We start from the raw sequence: 16,531 nt of genomic DNA, 5'->3' as shown, positions 1-16,531 counted from the left end.
CAAACGTGAAGACGTCGAACGTGGCCAGGTTCTGGCACACGTTGGCTCGATCACCCCGCACACCAAATTCGAAGCAGAAGCCTACATCCTGACGAAGGATGAAGGTGGCCGTCACACGCCGTTCTTCTCGAACTACCGTCCTCAGTTCTACTTCCGTACAACTGACGTCACCGGTTCGATTGAGCTGCCTGCTGGCACCGAAATGGTAATGCCGGGCGACAACGTTCAGATGACCGCAACACTCATTGCACCGATCGCAATGGACGAAGGTCTGCGTTTCGCAATCCGTGAAGGCGGTCGTACCGTCGGCGCGGGCGTTGTTGCCAAGATCCTCGAGTAATTTTTAGGATTTTGCACGATTGAGTGCTTGATCTTGGATGTGCGGGCGGATATAAACCGCCCGCACACCCTGCCGCCCGGGCAGGGATGAGCCAGAAAGAAGATAAGCTTTTCAACTTTCTGTCGATCTTGTAGGAGTGTAGCTCAGTTGGTAGAGCATCGGTCTCCAAAACCGAGTGCCGGGGGTTCGAGTCCCTCCTCTCCTGCCAATTTTTCCGGGTCGTGAAACAAAGTATTAGAAAGCGGTGTAACCCCAACAATGGCAAAAACGTCGCCAGCACAATTCGTACAGCAGGTCCGCACCGAGGCAAAAAAGGTCTCGTGGCCGTCCCGTAAGGAAACGACCGTTTCAACCATTATGGTTTTCGTGATGGTTGCTCTTGCGTCTGTTTTCTTCTTTGTTGTCGATCAGCTCCTCGCATGGGGTGTTAAGCTGGTCTTTGGTGTTGGGGGTTAAGCACATGGCGCATCACTGGTACGTGCTTCACGTTCATTCTGGTTTTGAGAAAAAGGTCGCCCAGTCGATCCGCGAGCAGTCCATCAAGAAAGGTCTTGAAGGCGAGATTCTCGAGGTTCTGGTTCCGACTGAAGAAATTGTTGAGATGCGTCGCGGCGCAAAGGTCAATTCCGAGCGGAAGTTTTTCCCGGGATATGTCCTGCTGAAGATGGATCTCACTGACGAAAGCTGGCATCTGGTCAAAAACACCGCCAAGGTCACCGATTTCCTCGGTAGCCGTGGCAAGCCGATGCCGATTTCCGAAAAGGAAGCTCAGCATATCCTGCATCAAGTTCAGGAAGGTGTTGATCGTCCGAAGCCAACCATCTCGTTCGAGGTTGGCGAGGAAGTCCGTGTTTCCGACGGTCCGTTTGCATCGTTTAACGGTATCGTCGAAGGAGTTGATGAAGAACGTTCACGCCTTAAGGTGTCTGTTTCGATCTTCGGTCGTTCAACTCCGGTCGAGCTGGAATATACCCAGGTCGAGAAGCTCTAAGAAAAAACGATCTTGTAAATTGAAGTCGCTGCTTGTATACGCAGGCAGCTTTTAAAGCGCGGGAGGTCAGCCATGACCGTACCGCGCGCTTCTGTAAGAGGTACTCTAATGGCGAAAAAAATCGACGGCTATCTTAAGCTGCAGATTCCCGCCGGCAAAGCCAATCCGTCACCGCCTGTCGGTCCGGCTCTTGGTCAGCGCGGCGTGAATATCATGGAATTCTGCAAGGCGTTCAACGCAGCGACCCAGCAGATGGAACCAGGGATGCCGATTCCGGTCGTCATCACCGTTTATTCCGACCGTTCATTCAGCTTTGTCACCAAAACCCCACCGGCATCCTACTTCCTGAAAAAGGCAGCAGGCATTGCCAAAGGTTCCGGGACCACCGGTAAAGGTTTTGTTGGTAAAGTGACCAAAGCACAGGTCAAAGAAATCGCAGAAGCCAAAATGGTTGACCTCAACGCATTTGACGTTGATGGCGCGATGGCAATGATCGAGGGCTCTGCCCGTGCGATGGGTCTTGAGGTTGTGGAGTAAGACGATGGCCAAGACTGGTAAACGCCTTGCCCAGGCCTATGAGGGCATCGACCGTAACACCCAGTACGAGCTGGCAGCTGCTGTCAAACTCGTCAAAGAAGGTGCAAAAGCAAAATTCGATGAAACCATCGAAATTGCCATGAACCTTGGTGTTGATCCGCGTCACGCTGACCAGATGGTCCGTGGTGTTGTTTCGCTTCCGCATGGTACCGGTAAAACCATGCGCGTCGCCGTCTTCGCAAAAGACGCCAAAGCAGAAGAAGCCCTTAAAGCTGGTGCAGACACTGTTGGCGCTGAAGACCTGATGGAAGCAATGCAGAAGGGCGATCTGAACTACGATCGCGTTATTGCAACCCCGGACATGATGGCTGTTGTCGGTCGTCTCGGTAAGGTGCTTGGCCCGCGCGGCCTGATGCCGAACCCGAAACTCGGCACTGTTACCATGGATGTTGCGACCGCCGTTTCCGATGCAAAAGCTGGCCAGGTTCAGTTCCGTGCAGAGAAAACCGGTATCGTACATGCAGGTATCGGCAAGGCTTCGTTCAGCGAAGAACAGATCCTTGAGAATGCAAAAGCATTCTTTGGTGCGATTGTTAAAGCGAAACCGGCTGGCGCAAAAGGTATCTACCTTCAGCGTGCGGCGATCAGCTCCACCATGGGTGCTGGCGTCAAATTGTCGATCCCTGACATCGCGTCTAAATAAGAAATTCTCGAATTCTGACCGATCCCAAGGGGTCGGTCAGGACCGGAGAGGGTGGTTATAGCCCTCTCTACCTGTCTGTCCCAGACTGCAGGTGAGTGACATTCGTTGCTCTTAATCTCCTGCATAGGCAGAGGTTCCGGTTCTTAGTTTTCCCCGTATGGGGCATCACAAAAGGCTTGGACATCTGGCAAACGGACGGGCGTCACAGACCGGTTCGAAAGGACTGGTCGCGTCTGTGAACCTCCTTGTGGGGTTCAGGGCAAAAAGCAACGTCGGAGACTAAAAGTGAACCGCGATGAAAAACAACAGTTCGTAGCAGAAATGCGCGAAGTGTTCGAAGCTGCGGAAGGTCTGGTCGTTACCCAGTATAAAGGGTTGACGGTCGCAGAAATTACCGCTCTTCGTGCACAGATGCGTGAATCTGGTGCGGGCTTCAAGGTCACCAAAAACCGGCTTACGCGACTTGCTCTGGAAGGCACCAAATTTGCTGGTCTTGCAGATTACTTCACTGGCCCGACCGCGATTGGCTATTCAGCCGATCCGGCCGCAGTCGCAAAAGTAGCTGCGAAGTTCGCAAAAACCAATGACAAGCTTGTTCTTGTTGCTGGTGCTATCGGCGAACAGGTTCTGAACGAACAGGGCATCAAAGCTCTGGCAGAACTGCCGTCGCTGGACGAACTCCGTGCGAAAATGGTTGGTATGATCCAGACCCCGGCACAGCGTATCGCTACGCTGACTTCCAAGCCGGCTGGACAGATCGCCCAGGTGCTGAAGGCATACGCCGACAAAGGCGAAGCCGCGTAAACCAATTATCCAAGATATCTGATGATATCCAAGTTCAAGCCTAGGAGTTATACACATGGCCGATCTTAAGGCACTCGTTGAAGAGCTTTCCAAGCTCACCGTTATCGAAGCTGCAGAACTTTCCAAAATGCTCGAAGAAGAGTGGGGCGTTTCTGCTGCTGCTCCGGTTGCTGTTGCTGCTGCTGGCGGCGCTGCTGCTGAAGCCGCTGAAGAACAGACCGAATTTGACGTCGTTCTGACTGCTGCTGGTGACAAGAAAATCAACGTCATCAAAGAAGTCCGCGCAATCACCGGTCTTGGCCTCAAAGAAGCCAAAGAACTCGTTGAAAGTGCTCCGAAAGCCGTCAAAGAAGGCGCTTCGAAGGACGAAGCTGAAGAAATCAAGAAGAAGCTTGAAGAAGCTGGCGCTTCCGTCGAACTTAAATAATCGACGGCTTCTTGCCAAGGTCTGGGTCGGTGTCCTTTGGGCGCCGACCCATCCGTCTCTGTGCTCCGGGCAATTGTGTTACGGGTGATGCAGCGACGCGAACAGGAATTTAACGGTTGACGCTGCCAAAGGTAATCGTACATAACGGTAGGCTGTTTAGGTCAAAGGTTATCTTTGACGGCGTCGACAGCCGAGGGATCAGTGATCTCATTCAAGTTGGATGTCACATAACATCCACGGTCATAATCAAGTGAACGCCCGCCCCGTACGGGGCTCGGGCGTCGTTGTGCTGTATGCGTTTTGCGCAAGTCGGAAACACAGCATTACAACGACGAACGAGTTCGGACGGTGTGGGGAGGCGCGATTAAAGGAACGATGATGGATAAGTCCTTTACTGGTCGAAAGCGCATCCGCAAAAGCTTTGGACGGATCAGCGAAGTCGCTCCGCTCCCGAACCTCATTGAGGTTCAAAAGAATTCCTACGATAAGTTTTTGCAGACCGGGACCCCGCAGGAGCAGCGGGACGATGCAGGTCTTCAGGAAGTTTTCAAGAGCGTCTTTCCGATTAAAGATTTTTCGGAACGCGCAACTCTTGAATTCGTTTCGTACGAGCTTGAGCAGCCGAAATACGATACCGAAGAGTGTCGCCAGCGAGGCATGACTTTTGCCGCACCGCTGCGTGTAACACTGCGCCTGGTTGTCTGGGATATCGACGAAGACACGGGTGCCCGTTCTATTCGTGATATCAAAGAGCAAGACGTGTATATGGGCGACATGCCGCTCATGACGTTGCACGGTACTTTTATCGTCAACGGCACTGAGCGTGTAATCGTCTCACAGATGCACCGCTCGCCGGGCGTCTTCTTTGACCATGACAAAGGGAAGAGCCACAGCTCAGGCAAATATCTGTTTGCTGCGCGTGTCATTCCTTACCGTGGTTCGTGGCTCGATTTTGAATTCGACGCAAAAGACGTTCTTTACGTCCGTATCGACCGTCGCCGCAAACTGCCGGCGACCACGTTGCTTATGGCTCTTGAAAATGAAGAGTCCGAGAAGCTGCGTGCACAGCGTGCCGAAGAAGGGCGCTCTGTCGATCCGTCGGAAATCGAAGGCCTCACCCCGGAAGAGATTCTCAACTATTACTATGAGTCGGCAGAATACCGCCGCACCAAAGATGGTTGGGTAACCGATTTCAATGCCGAGCGTTACATCGGTCAGAAGCTGGTTCACGATCTTGTTGATGCCAAAAGCGGCGAAGTTGTCGCAGCGGCTGGTTCAAAAATCACCAAGCGTTCGTCGGTTAAAATCACCGAAACCGGTGTCAAACAGATCCTCGTGCCAGAAGAGCAGCTTAACGGCTGGTTCATGGCAGACGACCTGATTGATGGCGAAACCGGTGAGATTCTGGCAGAAGCCGGTCACGAACTGACAGAAGAAGTGTTCGAGCAGCTCAAGGAATGGAATGTCAATTCCGTTCGCTTGTTGATGATCGATCACAACAATGTCGGTGCGTATCTGCGTAACACCGTTGCACTCGACAAGAACAGCAATCGCGAAGAAGCCCTTGTGGACATCTATCGCGTGATGCGTCCTGGCGAGCCGCCAACCCTTGAGGGTGCGGAAGCAATGTTCAAGGGCCTGTTCTTTGACTCAGAGCGTTATGATCTGTCGGCCGTTGGCCGTGTGAAGATGAATGCGCGTCTGAACCTGGAATGCCCGGATACGGTTCGTATCCTGCGTCGCGAAGACATTCTGGAAGTCGTCCGTGTTCTGATAGACCTGAAAGATGGTCGTGGCGAGATTGACGATATTGACCACCTTGGTAACCGTCGCCTGCGTTCGGTTGGCGAGCTGATGGAAAACCAGTTCCGTGTTGGCCTTCTGCGTATGGAACGTGCGATCCGCGAGCGTATGAGCTCGGTCGAGATCGACAACGTCATGCCGCATGACCTGATCAACGCGAAACCGGTTGCAGCAGCTGTTCGTGAATTCTTCGGCTCTTCGCAGCTGTCGCAGTTCATGGATCAGACCAACCCGCTTTCGGAAATCACCCACAAACGTCGTCTTTCGGCGCTTGGACCAGGTGGTTTGACCCGTGAGCGTGCAGGCTTTGAAGTTCGTGACGTTCATCCGACCCACTATGGTCGTATCTGCCCGGTTGAAACGCCGGAAGGTCCGAACATTGGTCTGATCAACTCACTGGCAACCTTTGCCCGTGTCAACCAGTACGGCTTCATCGAAAGCCCGTATCGTAAGGTTGCCGACGGCAATGTGACAGCAGAGGTTATTTACCTCTCGGCGATCGAAGAAGGTCGTTATGTTATCGCACAGGCCAACGAACCGTTGACCGAAGGCTTTAACTTTGCCAACGAACTGATCAACACCCGTAAAGCCGGTGACCACTATATGGCCCGCTCCGAAGAGATCGACCTTATGGACGTCTCGCCGAAGCAGCTGGTGTCAGTCGCATCCGCACTCATTCCGTTCCTTGAGAACGATGACGCGAACCGCGCACTGATGGGCTCGAACATGCAACGTCAGGCGGTTCCGTTGATCCGTTCTGAAGCACCGTATGTCGGGACCGGTATGGAAGTTCCGGTGGCACGTGATTCGGGTGCAACCCTGATCGCACGCCGTGATGGTGTTGTTGAATCTGTTGATGCGACCCGTATGGTGATCCGGGCCACTGGTGACATTGCTGCATCGGCATCGGGTGTCGATATTTACACCCTGCTGAAGTATCAGCGTTCCAACCAGGGCAGCTGCATCAACCAGCGTCCGCTGGTGAAAGTTGGCGATGTCGTTGAAAAAGGCGACATCATTTCGGATGGTCCGTGTACCGATATGGGTGAACTTGCCCTTGGCCGTAACGTACTTGTCGCGTTTATGCCTTGGAATGGTTATAACTTTGAGGATTCCATCCTTCTGTCCGAACGTATTGCACGTGATGACGTTTATACCTCGATCCATATCGAGGAATTCGAAGTCATGGCGCGTGATACCAAACTTGGTCAGGAAGAAATCACCCGTGATATTCCGAACGTCGGTGAAGAAGCCCTTAAAAACCTCGATGAGGCGGGCATTGTTTACATCGGTGCGGAAATCAAACCGGGCGATATCCTTGTCGGTAAGGTAACGCCAAAAGGCGAAAGCCCGATGACGCCGGAAGAAAAACTTCTGCGTGCCATCTTTGGTGAAAAAGCATCCGATGTTCGCGATACGTCGTTGCGTGTCCCGCCGGGACAGTTCGGTACCATTGTTGAAGTCCGCGTGTTCTCACGTCGTGGCGTAGACAAGGACGAACGTGCTCTGGCAATCGAACGTTCGGAAATCGAACGTCTCGCACAGGACCGTGATGACGAACGTGCCATTCTTGAGCGCAACTTCTATGGCCGTCTGAAAAATCTTCTGCTTGGTCAGACGATTGTCGATGGTCCGAAGGGCCTTGATGGCGCAATCACCGAAGACAGCCTTTCGGGTGTTGCACGTGGTTTGTGGCGTCAGATTGCGGTTGCCGATGATGCGGTGATGTCTGACATCGAAGCGCTGAAAAAACAGTTCGAGGAATCGATCGCTGTTCTTCAGGCTCGTTTCGATGACAAAGTTGACAAACTGCAGGCTGGTGACGAATTGCCGCCGGGCGTGATGAAGATGGTTAAAGTCTTCGTTGCTGTTAAACGTAAAATGCAGCCGGGCGATAAGATGGCCGGCCGTCACGGGAACAAGGGTGTCGTATCGCGCATTATGCCGGTTGAAGACATGCCGCACCTCGAAGACGGTACGCCGGTCGATATCGTTCTGAACCCGCTTGGTGTTCCGTCGCGTATGAACGTCGGCCAGATCCTTGAAACCCACCTTGGTTGGGCGTCACGTGGTCTGGGCGAACAGATCGGCGAACTTGTCGATGCTGTTGCTGACGGTCGTGGCGAGATGGAAGACCTGCGTGGCAAGCTTAATGATGTCTACGAAGGCGAAGAATACATCGCTGGCATCAAAGAGCTGTCTGATGGTGAAGTCATCGAGCTTGGCAACAACCTGCGTCGCGGCGTCCCGATGGCCACTCCGGTCTTCGACGGTGCCCGTGAGCCTGATGTTGTTCGTATGCTTGAAAAAGCCGGCCTTGATGGTTCTGGCCAGGTTGACCTTTATGATGGTCGTACTGGTGAGAAATTCCATCGCAAGGTGACGGTTGGGTATATCTATATGCTCAAACTGCATCACTTGGTCGACGACAAGATCCACGCACGTTCGATTGGTCCGTACTCACTTGTTACCCAGCAGCCGCTGGGTGGTAAGGCGCAGTTCGGTGGCCAGCGTTTCGGGGAGATGGAAGTATGGGCACTCGAAGCTTACGGTGCTGCTTACACCCTTCAGGAAATGCTTACGGTCAAGTCGGATGACGTTTCGGGCCGTACCAAGGTTTACGAAGCCATCGTTCGTGGTGAAGACACCTTTGAGGCCGGTATTCCGGAGTCGTTTAACGTTCTCGTTAAAGAACTCCGTTCGCTTGGTCTCAATGTTGAGCTTGAGCAGAACGACTTTTAAGTGTTTGGCGCGCCGGGCTGTCCATAAGGGCAGCCCGGTCGCCATTACGCATCTTTCGGCCTGAAATTGGCGAAACCCGGCGAGACCGGGCATAGCGGGAGAGCCTTTATGAACGAGTTGATGAAGATCTTCGGGCAGCCGCAGGGCACCCAGAGCTTCGATCAGATCCGGATTCAGATTGCCAGCCCGGAGCGTATCCGCTCCTGGTCATTTGGTGAAATCAAGAAACCGGAGACCATCAACTACCGGACCTTTAAGCCGGAACGCGACGGTTTGTTCTGTGCGCGCATTTTTGGTCCGGTGAAGGATTACGAATGCTTGTGCGGCAAGTACAAGCGTATGAAATACCGCGGCATTATCTGTGAGAAGTGCGGCGTCGAAGTGACCTTGGCCAAAGTACGTCGTGAACGTATGGGCCACATTGAACTGGCGGCACCTGTTGCCCACATCTGGTTCATGAAGTCGCTGCCGAGCCGTCTTGGCTTGCTGCTCGACATGACGCTCAAGGATCTTGAGCGCATTCTGTATTTCGAGAACTATGTGGTGATCGAACCGGGCCTTACCCCGCTTAAAATGGGTGAGCTCCTGTCCGAAGACCAGTATATGACAGCCCAGGAAGAATATGGCGAAGACAGCTTCCGTGCCGGTATCGGTGCAGAAGCCATCCGCGATATGCTTGCGGCTATCGATCTTGATGAAGAACGCGAAACCGCGAAAATCGACCTCAAGGAAACCAATTCCGAAGCCAAACGCAAAAAGCTGGTCAAGCGTCTTAAGCTGATCGAAGCCTTCCAGGAATCTGGTGCGCGCCCGGAATGGATGATCCTTGAAGTTATTCCGGTTATCCCGCCAGAATTGCGTCCGCTGGTACCGCTTGATGGTGGCCGCTTCGCAACGTCTGATTTGAACGACCTTTACCGTCGTGTCATCAACCGTAACAACCGTCTGAAGCGCCTGATCGAGCTTCGTGCGCCTGATATCATCGTGCGTAACGAAAAACGTATGCTTCAGGAATCGGTTGATGCGCTGTTTGACAACGGTCGTCGTGGTCGTCCGATCACGGGTGCCAACAAGCGTCCGCTCAAATCGATGTCGGACATGCTTAAAGGTAAGCAGGGTCGTTTCCGTCAGAACCTTTTGGGTAAACGCGTCGACTATTCCGGTCGTTCTGTGATTACCGTGGGTCCGAACCTGAAACTCCATCAGTGCGGCCTGCCAAAGAAAATGGCGCTCGAACTGTTCAAGCCTTTCGTTTACGCGAAGCTGGAACTGTACGGGATGGCAACCACCATCAAAGCTGCAAAGCGTATGGTGGAAAAAGAGCGTGCCGAAGTTTGGGATATCCTTGAACAGGTTATCCGCGAACACCCGGTCATGCTGAACCGCGCGCCGACCCTTCACCGTCTTGGTATTCAGGCGTTCGAGCCTACCTTGATTGAAGGTAAGGCCATCCAGTTGCATCCGCTCGTTTGTACGGCCTTCAACGCCGACTTCGACGGTGACCAAATGGCTGTTCACGTGCCGCTGTCGCTTGAAGCGCAGCTTGAAGCACGTACGCTTATGATGTCGACCAACAACATCCTGTCACCGGCATCGGGTAAACCGATTATCGTGCCGTCCCAGGATATTGTCCTTGGTCTTTATTACATCTCGATGGAACGCGACGGTCAGCCGGGCGAGGGCATGTCCTTTGTCAATATCGCTGAAATCGAACAGGCGCTTGATGCCGGTTTCGTAAACCTGCATTCGAAAATCAATGCGCGTTACAAAACGGTTGATGAAAACAATGAGCCGATCACGGTTCGTGTTGCAACGACCGCCGGTCGTATGTTGTTGTCCGAACTGTTGCCGCGTCATCCGCGCATTCCGTTCTCGACCATCAACAAGTTGCTGACCAAAAAAGACGTCTCGAACGTTATCGATGTCGTTTACCGTCACTGTGGCCAGAAAGAGACTGTTATCTTTGCTGACCGCATGATGGGCCTTGGTTTCAACTGGGCATGTAAAGCCGGTATTTCGTTTGGTAAGGATGACATGATCATTCCTGAAGCCAAGGAAGTTCTGGTGGGTGCAACCCACGACAAGGTCAAAGAATACGAACAGCAGTACCAGGATGGTCTCATCACCCGTGGTGAGAAATACAACAAAGTTGTTGATGCCTGGTCGCAGTGTACCGATGACGTTTCCGAAGAGATGATGAAAGTCATCTCGGCTACGGCCGAAGGCGATAATGTAAACTCGGTTTACATGATGGCCCACTCCGGTGCCCGTGGTTCTGCCGCCCAGATGCGTCAGCTGGCTGCTATGCGCGGCCTGATGGCAAAGCCGGATGGCTCGATCATTGAAACGCCGATTATTTCGAACTTTAAAGAAGGCCTGACCGTGCAGGAGTACTTCAACTCCACTCACGGTGCCCGTAAGGGGCTGGCTGATACCGCACTGAAAACGGCGAACTCGGGTTACCTTACCCGTCGTCTTGTTGACGTCGCACAGGATTGCATCATCACTCAGCATGATTGCGAAACTGCACGTGGCCTCGATATCGCTGCGGTTGTCGATTCTGGCGAAGTGATCGAAACGCTTTCGGATCGTATTCTGGGTCGTTTCACCGCTGACGAGATTGTTAACCCGTCAACCGGCGAAATCATCGTTCCGAAAAACGCGATGGTCGAAGAAGACCATCTTGATGTGATCGAGAAAGCCGGTGTTGAAACCGCGCGTATCCGTTCTGTCCTGACCTGTGATGCCGAAACCGGCGTTTGCGGCCATTGTTATGGTCGTGACCTGGCACGTGGTACCACGGTCAACATCGGTGAAGCTGTTGGTGTTATTGCCGCACAGTCGATCGGTGAGCCGGGTACACAGCTGACCATGCGTACGTTCCACATTGGTGGTGCGGCACAGCGTGGCGCAGAGGTTTCCGGGGTTGAAGCAAACTTCGATGCGACGGTTAAACTGAAAAACCGTGCAGTCGTTGAGAACTCAAGCGGCGTCAAAATTGTTATGGCGCGTAACCTTGAGATCCTGCTGATCGACAAAACCGGACGCGAGCGTGCGAAATACCGCGTACCATATGGTGCGAAACTGCTTGCTGATGAAGGCGATCAGATCGTTCGCGGCCAGAAACTGGCTGAGTGGGATCCGTACACGCTTCCGATCATCACCGAGAAAGAAGGGTATGTTAACTACGTCGATCTTCTTGAGAACGTAACCATTCGCGAAGTCTATGACGAAGCGACCGGTATTGCGGCCAAGACGGTTATCGACTGGAAAAGCATGCCCAAGGCGTCTGACCTTAAGCCGCGCGTTACCCTGCGTAACGAAAACGGTGAGGTCATCAACCTGGACAACGGTCTTGAAGCCCGTTACTTCCTATCGGTTGACGCTATTCTCTCGATCGAGAACGGTCAGAAAGTTAACGCTGGTGACGTGCTTGCACGTATCCCGCGTGAAGGTTCGAAGACCCGTGACATCACCGGTGGTCTGCCGCGTGTTGCCGAGCTGTTCGAAGCCCGTAAACCGAAAGAACACGCGATTATCTCGGACATTCCGGGCCGCGTCGAATTCGGCAAGGACTATAAGAACAAGCGTCGCGTCGTCGTGCATCCGCTCGAAGACTCGGGTCTGACCGAACCGGTTGAATACATGATCCCGAAAGGCAAACATCTTGCCGTTCAGGAAGGGGACTTCGTCGAAAAAGGCGATCAGCTCCTTGATGGTTCGCCGGTTCCGCATGATATCTTGCGTGTTATGGGCGTACCTGCACTGGCAGATTACCTGGTCAACGAAATCCAGGAAGTTTACCGTCTGCAGGGCGTTAAGATTAACGACAAACACATCGAAGTCATTGTGCGTCAGATGCTTCAGAAAGTGGAAATCACCAAAACCGGTGACACCACGCTTCTGGTTGGCGAGATCATTGACCGCGGTGATTTTGATACCGAAAACGAACGTGCCGTCAAAGAAGGTGGCGAGCTGGCCGAAGGTGCACCGGTCCTTCAGGGGATCACCAAGGCTTCACTCCAGACGCATTCCTTCATCTCGGCCGCGTCGTTCCAGGAAACCACGCGCGTTCTTACCGAAGCAGCTGTTTCGGGCAAAACCGATACACTCATCGGTTTGAAAGAGAACGTTATCGTGGGTCGTTTGATCCCGGCTGGTACCGGTGCGGTGATGAACCGTTTCCGTGCATTGGCTGCCGAACGCGACAAAACGGTACAGATCGAGGCAGAAGAAGAAATCGGCGACAACTTTGGCCCGCAGGCCGATGCCGATACGACTTCACTGCCGGCAGGCGAATAACATCGTCGCGCCAATACGTTAAAGAATCAGAGGCGAACCGGAAATCTTATCGACGCACCGGTTCGTCTCGGCGTTTGAAGCGCCAACTCGAAGGCCTTGAGGGTTTTGCTTGACGCAAAAGGGGGCCGTCACTAATATGCGCCCACCAAATCACGGGGGGTGTAACTGTGTCGGTGCCGTTTTGTGCGGTAGCGGGCGGTTTTGCCCCCCATCGCTTGAGTGCGACTCTGACGGCCGTCGAGGCAGGAATTCCTGCTTTTATGGGCGTCCGCGCGTGTTTTTGTACTTTGTGCAAAGACGCGCGGTCGCTCGTCGTGCGTCGATAAGAGCAACGCCCTAGTGGCGTCCGTTGTAGTAAAAGGGAAAGTTAATGCCCACTATTAACCAGTTGATCCGCAAAAAGCGGACACCGCGCACCCAGCGCGATATGGTTCCGGCACTGGAAGCATGCCCGCAGAAACGCGGCGTTTGCACTCGTGTTTACACCACTACCCCGAAGAAGCCGAACTCGGCACTTCGTAAAGTTGCCCGTGTTCGTTTGACCAACGGCTACGAAGTAACGTCTTACATTCCGGGCGAAGGCCATAACCTCCAGGAACACTCTGTCGTGATGATTCGCGGCGGCCGTGTGAAGGATTTGCCGGGCGTTCGTTACCACATTATTCGCGGTACCCTCGATACACAGGGTGTCAAAGACCGTAAACAGCGTCGTTCGAAATACGGCGCGAAGCGTCCGAAATAAGGAGCAGCTCAGATGTCACGTCGTCACGCTGCTGAAAAGCGCGAAGTATTACCTGACGCCAAATACGGCGATAAGGTTCTCACTAAATTCATGAACGGTCTGATGCTCGACGGTAAAAAATCCGCCGCTGAGAAGATCGTTTATGGTGCCCTGGAAGTCATCGAAGGCAAGGGTTCCGACCCTGTGTCGCAGTTCCATGAAGCCATGGACAACGTGAAGCCGAACGTTGAAGTACGTTCGCGTCGTGTTGGTGGTGCTACTTACCAGGTTCCGGTTGAAGTTCGTACCGAACGTCGTCAGGCACTGGCCATTCGTTGGCTGGTTGACGCTGCTCGCAAGCGTTCCGAAACGACCATGGTCGGTCGTCTCGCCGGTGAACTGATGGACGCTGCCAACAACCGTGGTTCGGCCGTCAAGAAACGCGAAGACACCCATCGTATGGCCGAAGCCAATAAGGCTTTCGCTCATTATCGCTGGTAATCTAGACCTTAGGATCAAGAGTCGATTATGGTAAAACGCACTCCGATCTCTCGGTATCGTAACATCGGCATCATGGCACACATTGATGCGGGTAAAACGACGACTACCGAGCGAATCCTTTTCTACACCGGAAAATCCTACAAGATCGGCGAAGTCCACGACGGCGCTGCAACGATGGATTGGATGGAGCAGGAACAGGAACGTGGCATTACGATTACGTCTGCTGCGACGACCTGCTTCTGGAAAGACAACCGCATTAACATCATTGATACCCCGGGCCACGTTGACTTCACGATTGAAGTTGAACGTTCGCTCCGTGTTCTCGATGGTGCATGTGCTGTGTTTGACGCCGTTTCCGGCGTCGAGCCCCAGACCGAAACCGTATGGCGCCAAGCTGACAAGTACCACGTTCCGCGTATGTGCTTTGTCAACAAAATGGACCGTACCGGTGCTGACTTCTTCCGTTGTGTCCAGATGATGAAAGATCGTCTCGGTGCCAATGTTGCTGTCATGCAGCTGCCGATTGGTTCCGAAATGGAATTCGAAGGCGTTGTCGATTTGGTCAAAAACCAGGAAGTCGTCTGGAAAGACGAAAACCTGGGTGCAGAATTCGAATATCGTGATGTTCGTGATTCGCTCAAAGACCAGGTTGCAGAATATCGTGAAGCCCTGATTGAACAGGCGATCGATTTCGATGAAGCCGCGATGGAAGCATACCTTGAAGGCGAAATCCCGTCTGAGGAACTTCTCAAGAAGTGCCTCCGTAAAGGGACGCTTAAAGGCGAACTGGTTCCGGTTCTTTGCGGTACTGCTTTCAAGAACAAAGGCGTTCAGCCGCTTCTTGATGCTGTTATCGATTACATGCCAGCACCAGATGACATCGACGATGTTCGCGGCGTTAAGCCGAACACCGAAGATGAGCCTGATTCACGTCCGCTGAACGACGATGCGCCGTTCTCGGGTCTTGCGTTCAAAATCATGAGTGACCCGTTTGTCGGTTCGCTTACCTTTGTGCGTATCTATTCGGGTGTTCTCGAAGCCGGTTCTTATGTTCTGAACTCTGTTAAAGAGAAAAAAGAACGTATCGGCCGTATGCTTCTTATGCATTCGAATAACCGTGAAGAAATCAAATACGCATGCTCGGGCGACATCGTTGCTCTGGTTGGCATGAAGGATACCACCACTGGTGATACCCTTTGTGATCCGGCCAAGCCGATCATCCTTGAGCGTATGGAATTCCCGGATCCGGTTATCGAAATCGCTGTTGAGCCGAAATCGAAAGCCGACCAGGAAAAAATGGGTCTTGCTCTTGCGCGTCTTGCACAGGAAGATCCGTCATTCCGCGTCAAATCCGACCACGAATCCGGCCAGACCATCATTTCGGGTATGGGCGAGCTTCACCTCGACATTCTTGTCGATCGTATGAAGCGTGAATTCAAAGTCGAAGCGAACATTGGTGCGCCGCAGGTTGCATACCGTGAAACGATCTCGAAAGAGATCGACGTTGACTACACCCACAAAAAACAGTCGGGTGGTTCGGGTCAGTTCGCGCGTATCAAACTTACCTTTACGCCGGGCGAACCGGGTACGGGCTTCAACTTCACTGATAGTGTTGTTGGCGGTAACGTTCCTAAAGAATACATCCCGGGTGTTGCCAAAGGTCTCGAAAGCTCGCTTCAGAGCGGCGTGATCGCAGGCTTCCCGGTTACCGACTTGTCGATCAAGCTGACCGACGGTGCCTACCACGATGTTGACTCGAGCGTCATGGCCTTCGAAATCGCAGCACGTGCTGCTTTCAAAGAAGGTCTGCAGAAAGCTTCACCGAAGCTGCTTGAGCCGATCATGAAAGTCGAGGTAGTTACCCCGGAAGACTATATGGGCGACATCATTGGCGATCTGAACAGCCGTCGCGGTCAGGTCCGTGACATGGACTCCCGTGGTATTGCGCGCGTTGTTAACGCGTTCGTTCCGCTGGCGAACATGTTCGGTTACGTCAACACGCTGCGCTCCATGTCTCAGGGCCGTGCCCAGTTCGTGATGCAGTTCGATCATTATGCTGACGTTCCGCAAGCAGTTGCTGAAGAAGTCAAAGCCAAATCGGCCGGCTAAGGCCCAAGCCAGAATAAACGGAGTTAGTAATGGCTAAAGAAAAGTTTGCCCGTACAAAACCGCACGTCAACATCGGCACCATCGGCCACGTTGACCACGGCAAAACCACGCTGACCGCAGCGATCACCAAAGTTCTCGCAGAGAGCGGCGGCGCATCGTTCCAGGATTACAGCATGATCGACAAAGCACCGGAAGAGAAAGCTCGTGGTATCACGATCTCGACCGCGCACGTCGAATATGAAACTGCAAACCGTCACTATGCCCACGTCGATTGCCCGGGCCACGCCGATTATGTGAAAAACATGATCACCGGTGCGGCTCAGATGGATGGTGGTATTCTTGTTGTGTCGGCAGCAGACGGCCCGATGCCCCAGACCCGTGAGCACATCCTGCTTGCGCGTCAGGTTGGTGTCCCGGCACTTGTTGTCTTCATGAACAAAGTTGACCAGGTCGATGACGAAGAGCTCCTTGAGCTCGTCGAAATGGAAATCCGTGAGCTTCTGTCGTCCTACGACTTCCCGGGCGACGACATTCCGATCATCAAGGGCTCG

General features: G+C 53.2%; 13 protein-coding genes and 1 tRNA gene. All 14 read left to right on the top strand.

Annotation, left to right across the window (positions count from 1 at the left end):
* Nucleotides 1-340, top strand: a 340-nt coding sequence (locus tag K355_RS0122365; RefSeq protein WP_022734397.1) for an EF-Tu C-terminal domain-related protein, incomplete at its 5' end; no start/stop codon positions are given.
* A gap of 132 nt (nucleotides 341-472) precedes the next feature.
* Nucleotides 473-548: transfer RNA gene (locus tag K355_RS0122360), tRNA-Trp, on the top strand.
* 50 nt (nucleotides 549-598) lie between these two features.
* A complete protein-coding gene (gene secE, locus K355_RS0122355; RefSeq protein WP_022734396.1) occupies nucleotides 599-796 on the top strand; it encodes a preprotein translocase subunit SecE in 198 nt (65 codons plus the stop codon).
* Nucleotides 797-800: 4 nt separating this feature from the next.
* Nucleotides 801-1,331: a transcription termination/antitermination protein NusG gene (nusG, locus tag K355_RS0122350; protein WP_022734395.1), complete on the top strand. Its 531-nt coding sequence runs from the start codon at nucleotides 801-803 to the stop codon at nucleotides 1,329-1,331.
* Between the two features lie 108 nt (nucleotides 1,332-1,439).
* The gene (gene rplK / locus K355_RS0122345; protein ID WP_022734394.1) at nucleotides 1,440-1,868 is read left to right on the top strand and encodes a 50S ribosomal protein L11; all 429 of its coding nucleotides are present in this window, start codon (nucleotides 1,440-1,442) and stop codon (nucleotides 1,866-1,868) included.
* A 4-nt stretch (nucleotides 1,869-1,872) separates the two neighbouring features.
* Nucleotides 1,873-2,571: a 50S ribosomal protein L1 gene (gene rplA, locus K355_RS0122340; RefSeq protein ID WP_022734393.1), complete on the top strand. Its 699-nt coding sequence runs from the start codon at nucleotides 1,873-1,875 to the stop codon at nucleotides 2,569-2,571.
* Between the two features lie 285 nt (nucleotides 2,572-2,856).
* On the top strand, nucleotides 2,857-3,375 hold the full coding sequence (gene rplJ, locus K355_RS0122335) for a 50S ribosomal protein L10 (protein WP_022734392.1): 519 nt from the start codon (nucleotides 2,857-2,859) through the stop codon (nucleotides 3,373-3,375).
* Nucleotides 3,376-3,430: 55 nt separating this feature from the next.
* Nucleotides 3,431-3,802 (top strand): 50S ribosomal protein L7/L12, encoded by a 372-nt coding sequence (gene rplL, locus K355_RS0122330; RefSeq protein WP_022734391.1) that lies wholly within the window; start codon nucleotides 3,431-3,433, stop codon nucleotides 3,800-3,802.
* A 378-nt stretch (nucleotides 3,803-4,180) separates the two neighbouring features.
* Nucleotides 4,181-8,347 carry a DNA-directed RNA polymerase subunit beta gene (gene rpoB / locus K355_RS0122325; protein WP_022734390.1) on the top strand — a complete coding sequence of 1,389 codons (4,167 nt, stop codon included), beginning with the start codon at nucleotides 4,181-4,183 and terminating at the stop codon, nucleotides 8,345-8,347.
* Between the two features lie 108 nt (nucleotides 8,348-8,455).
* The gene (gene rpoC / locus K355_RS0122320) at nucleotides 8,456-12,649 is read left to right on the top strand and encodes a DNA-directed RNA polymerase subunit beta' (RefSeq protein WP_022734389.1); all 4,194 of its coding nucleotides are present in this window, start codon (nucleotides 8,456-8,458) and stop codon (nucleotides 12,647-12,649) included.
* Between the two features lie 370 nt (nucleotides 12,650-13,019).
* A complete protein-coding gene (rpsL, locus tag K355_RS0122315) occupies nucleotides 13,020-13,391 on the top strand; it encodes a 30S ribosomal protein S12 (RefSeq protein WP_008892339.1) in 372 nt (123 codons plus the stop codon).
* Between the two features lie 12 nt (nucleotides 13,392-13,403).
* Nucleotides 13,404-13,871, top strand: coding sequence for a 30S ribosomal protein S7 (gene rpsG / locus K355_RS0122310; protein WP_022734388.1), 468 nt, complete (start codon nucleotides 13,404-13,406; stop codon nucleotides 13,869-13,871).
* A 27-nt stretch (nucleotides 13,872-13,898) separates the two neighbouring features.
* Nucleotides 13,899-15,980 carry an elongation factor G gene (gene fusA / locus K355_RS0122305; RefSeq protein ID WP_022734387.1) on the top strand — a complete coding sequence of 694 codons (2,082 nt, stop codon included), beginning with the start codon at nucleotides 13,899-13,901 and terminating at the stop codon, nucleotides 15,978-15,980.
* A 29-nt stretch (nucleotides 15,981-16,009) separates the two neighbouring features.
* A partial coding sequence (locus K355_RS0122300; protein WP_022733139.1) for a GTP-binding protein occupies nucleotides 16,010-16,531 on the top strand: 522 nt, incomplete at its 3' end.

It is taken from the genome of Thalassospira lucentensis MCCC 1A00383 = DSM 14000 (genome assembly GCF_000421265.1).
Taxonomy (GTDB): domain Bacteria; phylum Pseudomonadota; class Alphaproteobacteria; order Rhodospirillales; family Thalassospiraceae; genus Thalassospira; species Thalassospira lucentensis.
Note: the sequence above shows the minus strand (reverse complement) of the source record. Positions and strands in the feature narration are given on the sequence as shown.

Bases quoted from the DNA above. Each gene is read 5' to 3' on its own strand.
- rpsG (WP_022734388.1), top strand. From the start codon at position 13,404: ATGTCACGTCGTCACGCTGCTGAAAAGCGCGAAGTATTACCTGACGCC.
- rplL (WP_022734391.1), top strand. From the start codon at position 3,431: ATGGCCGATCTTAAGGCACTCGTTGAAGAGCTTTCCAAGCTCACCGTT.
- rpsL (WP_008892339.1), top strand. From the start codon at position 13,020: ATGCCCACTATTAACCAGTTGATCCGCAAAAAGCGGACACCGCGCACC.
- rplK (WP_022734394.1), top strand. From the start codon at position 1,440: ATGGCGAAAAAAATCGACGGCTATCTTAAGCTGCAGATTCCCGCCGGC.
- nusG (WP_022734395.1), top strand. From the start codon at position 801: ATGGCGCATCACTGGTACGTGCTTCACGTTCATTCTGGTTTTGAGAAA.
- rpoC (WP_022734389.1), top strand. From the start codon at position 8,456: ATGAACGAGTTGATGAAGATCTTCGGGCAGCCGCAGGGCACCCAGAGC.
- rpoB (WP_022734390.1), top strand. From the start codon at position 4,181: ATGGATAAGTCCTTTACTGGTCGAAAGCGCATCCGCAAAAGCTTTGGA.
- rplA (WP_022734393.1), top strand. From the start codon at position 1,873: ATGGCCAAGACTGGTAAACGCCTTGCCCAGGCCTATGAGGGCATCGAC.
- secE (WP_022734396.1), top strand. From the start codon at position 599: ATGGCAAAAACGTCGCCAGCACAATTCGTACAGCAGGTCCGCACCGAG.
- fusA (WP_022734387.1), top strand. From the start codon at position 13,899: ATGGTAAAACGCACTCCGATCTCTCGGTATCGTAACATCGGCATCATG.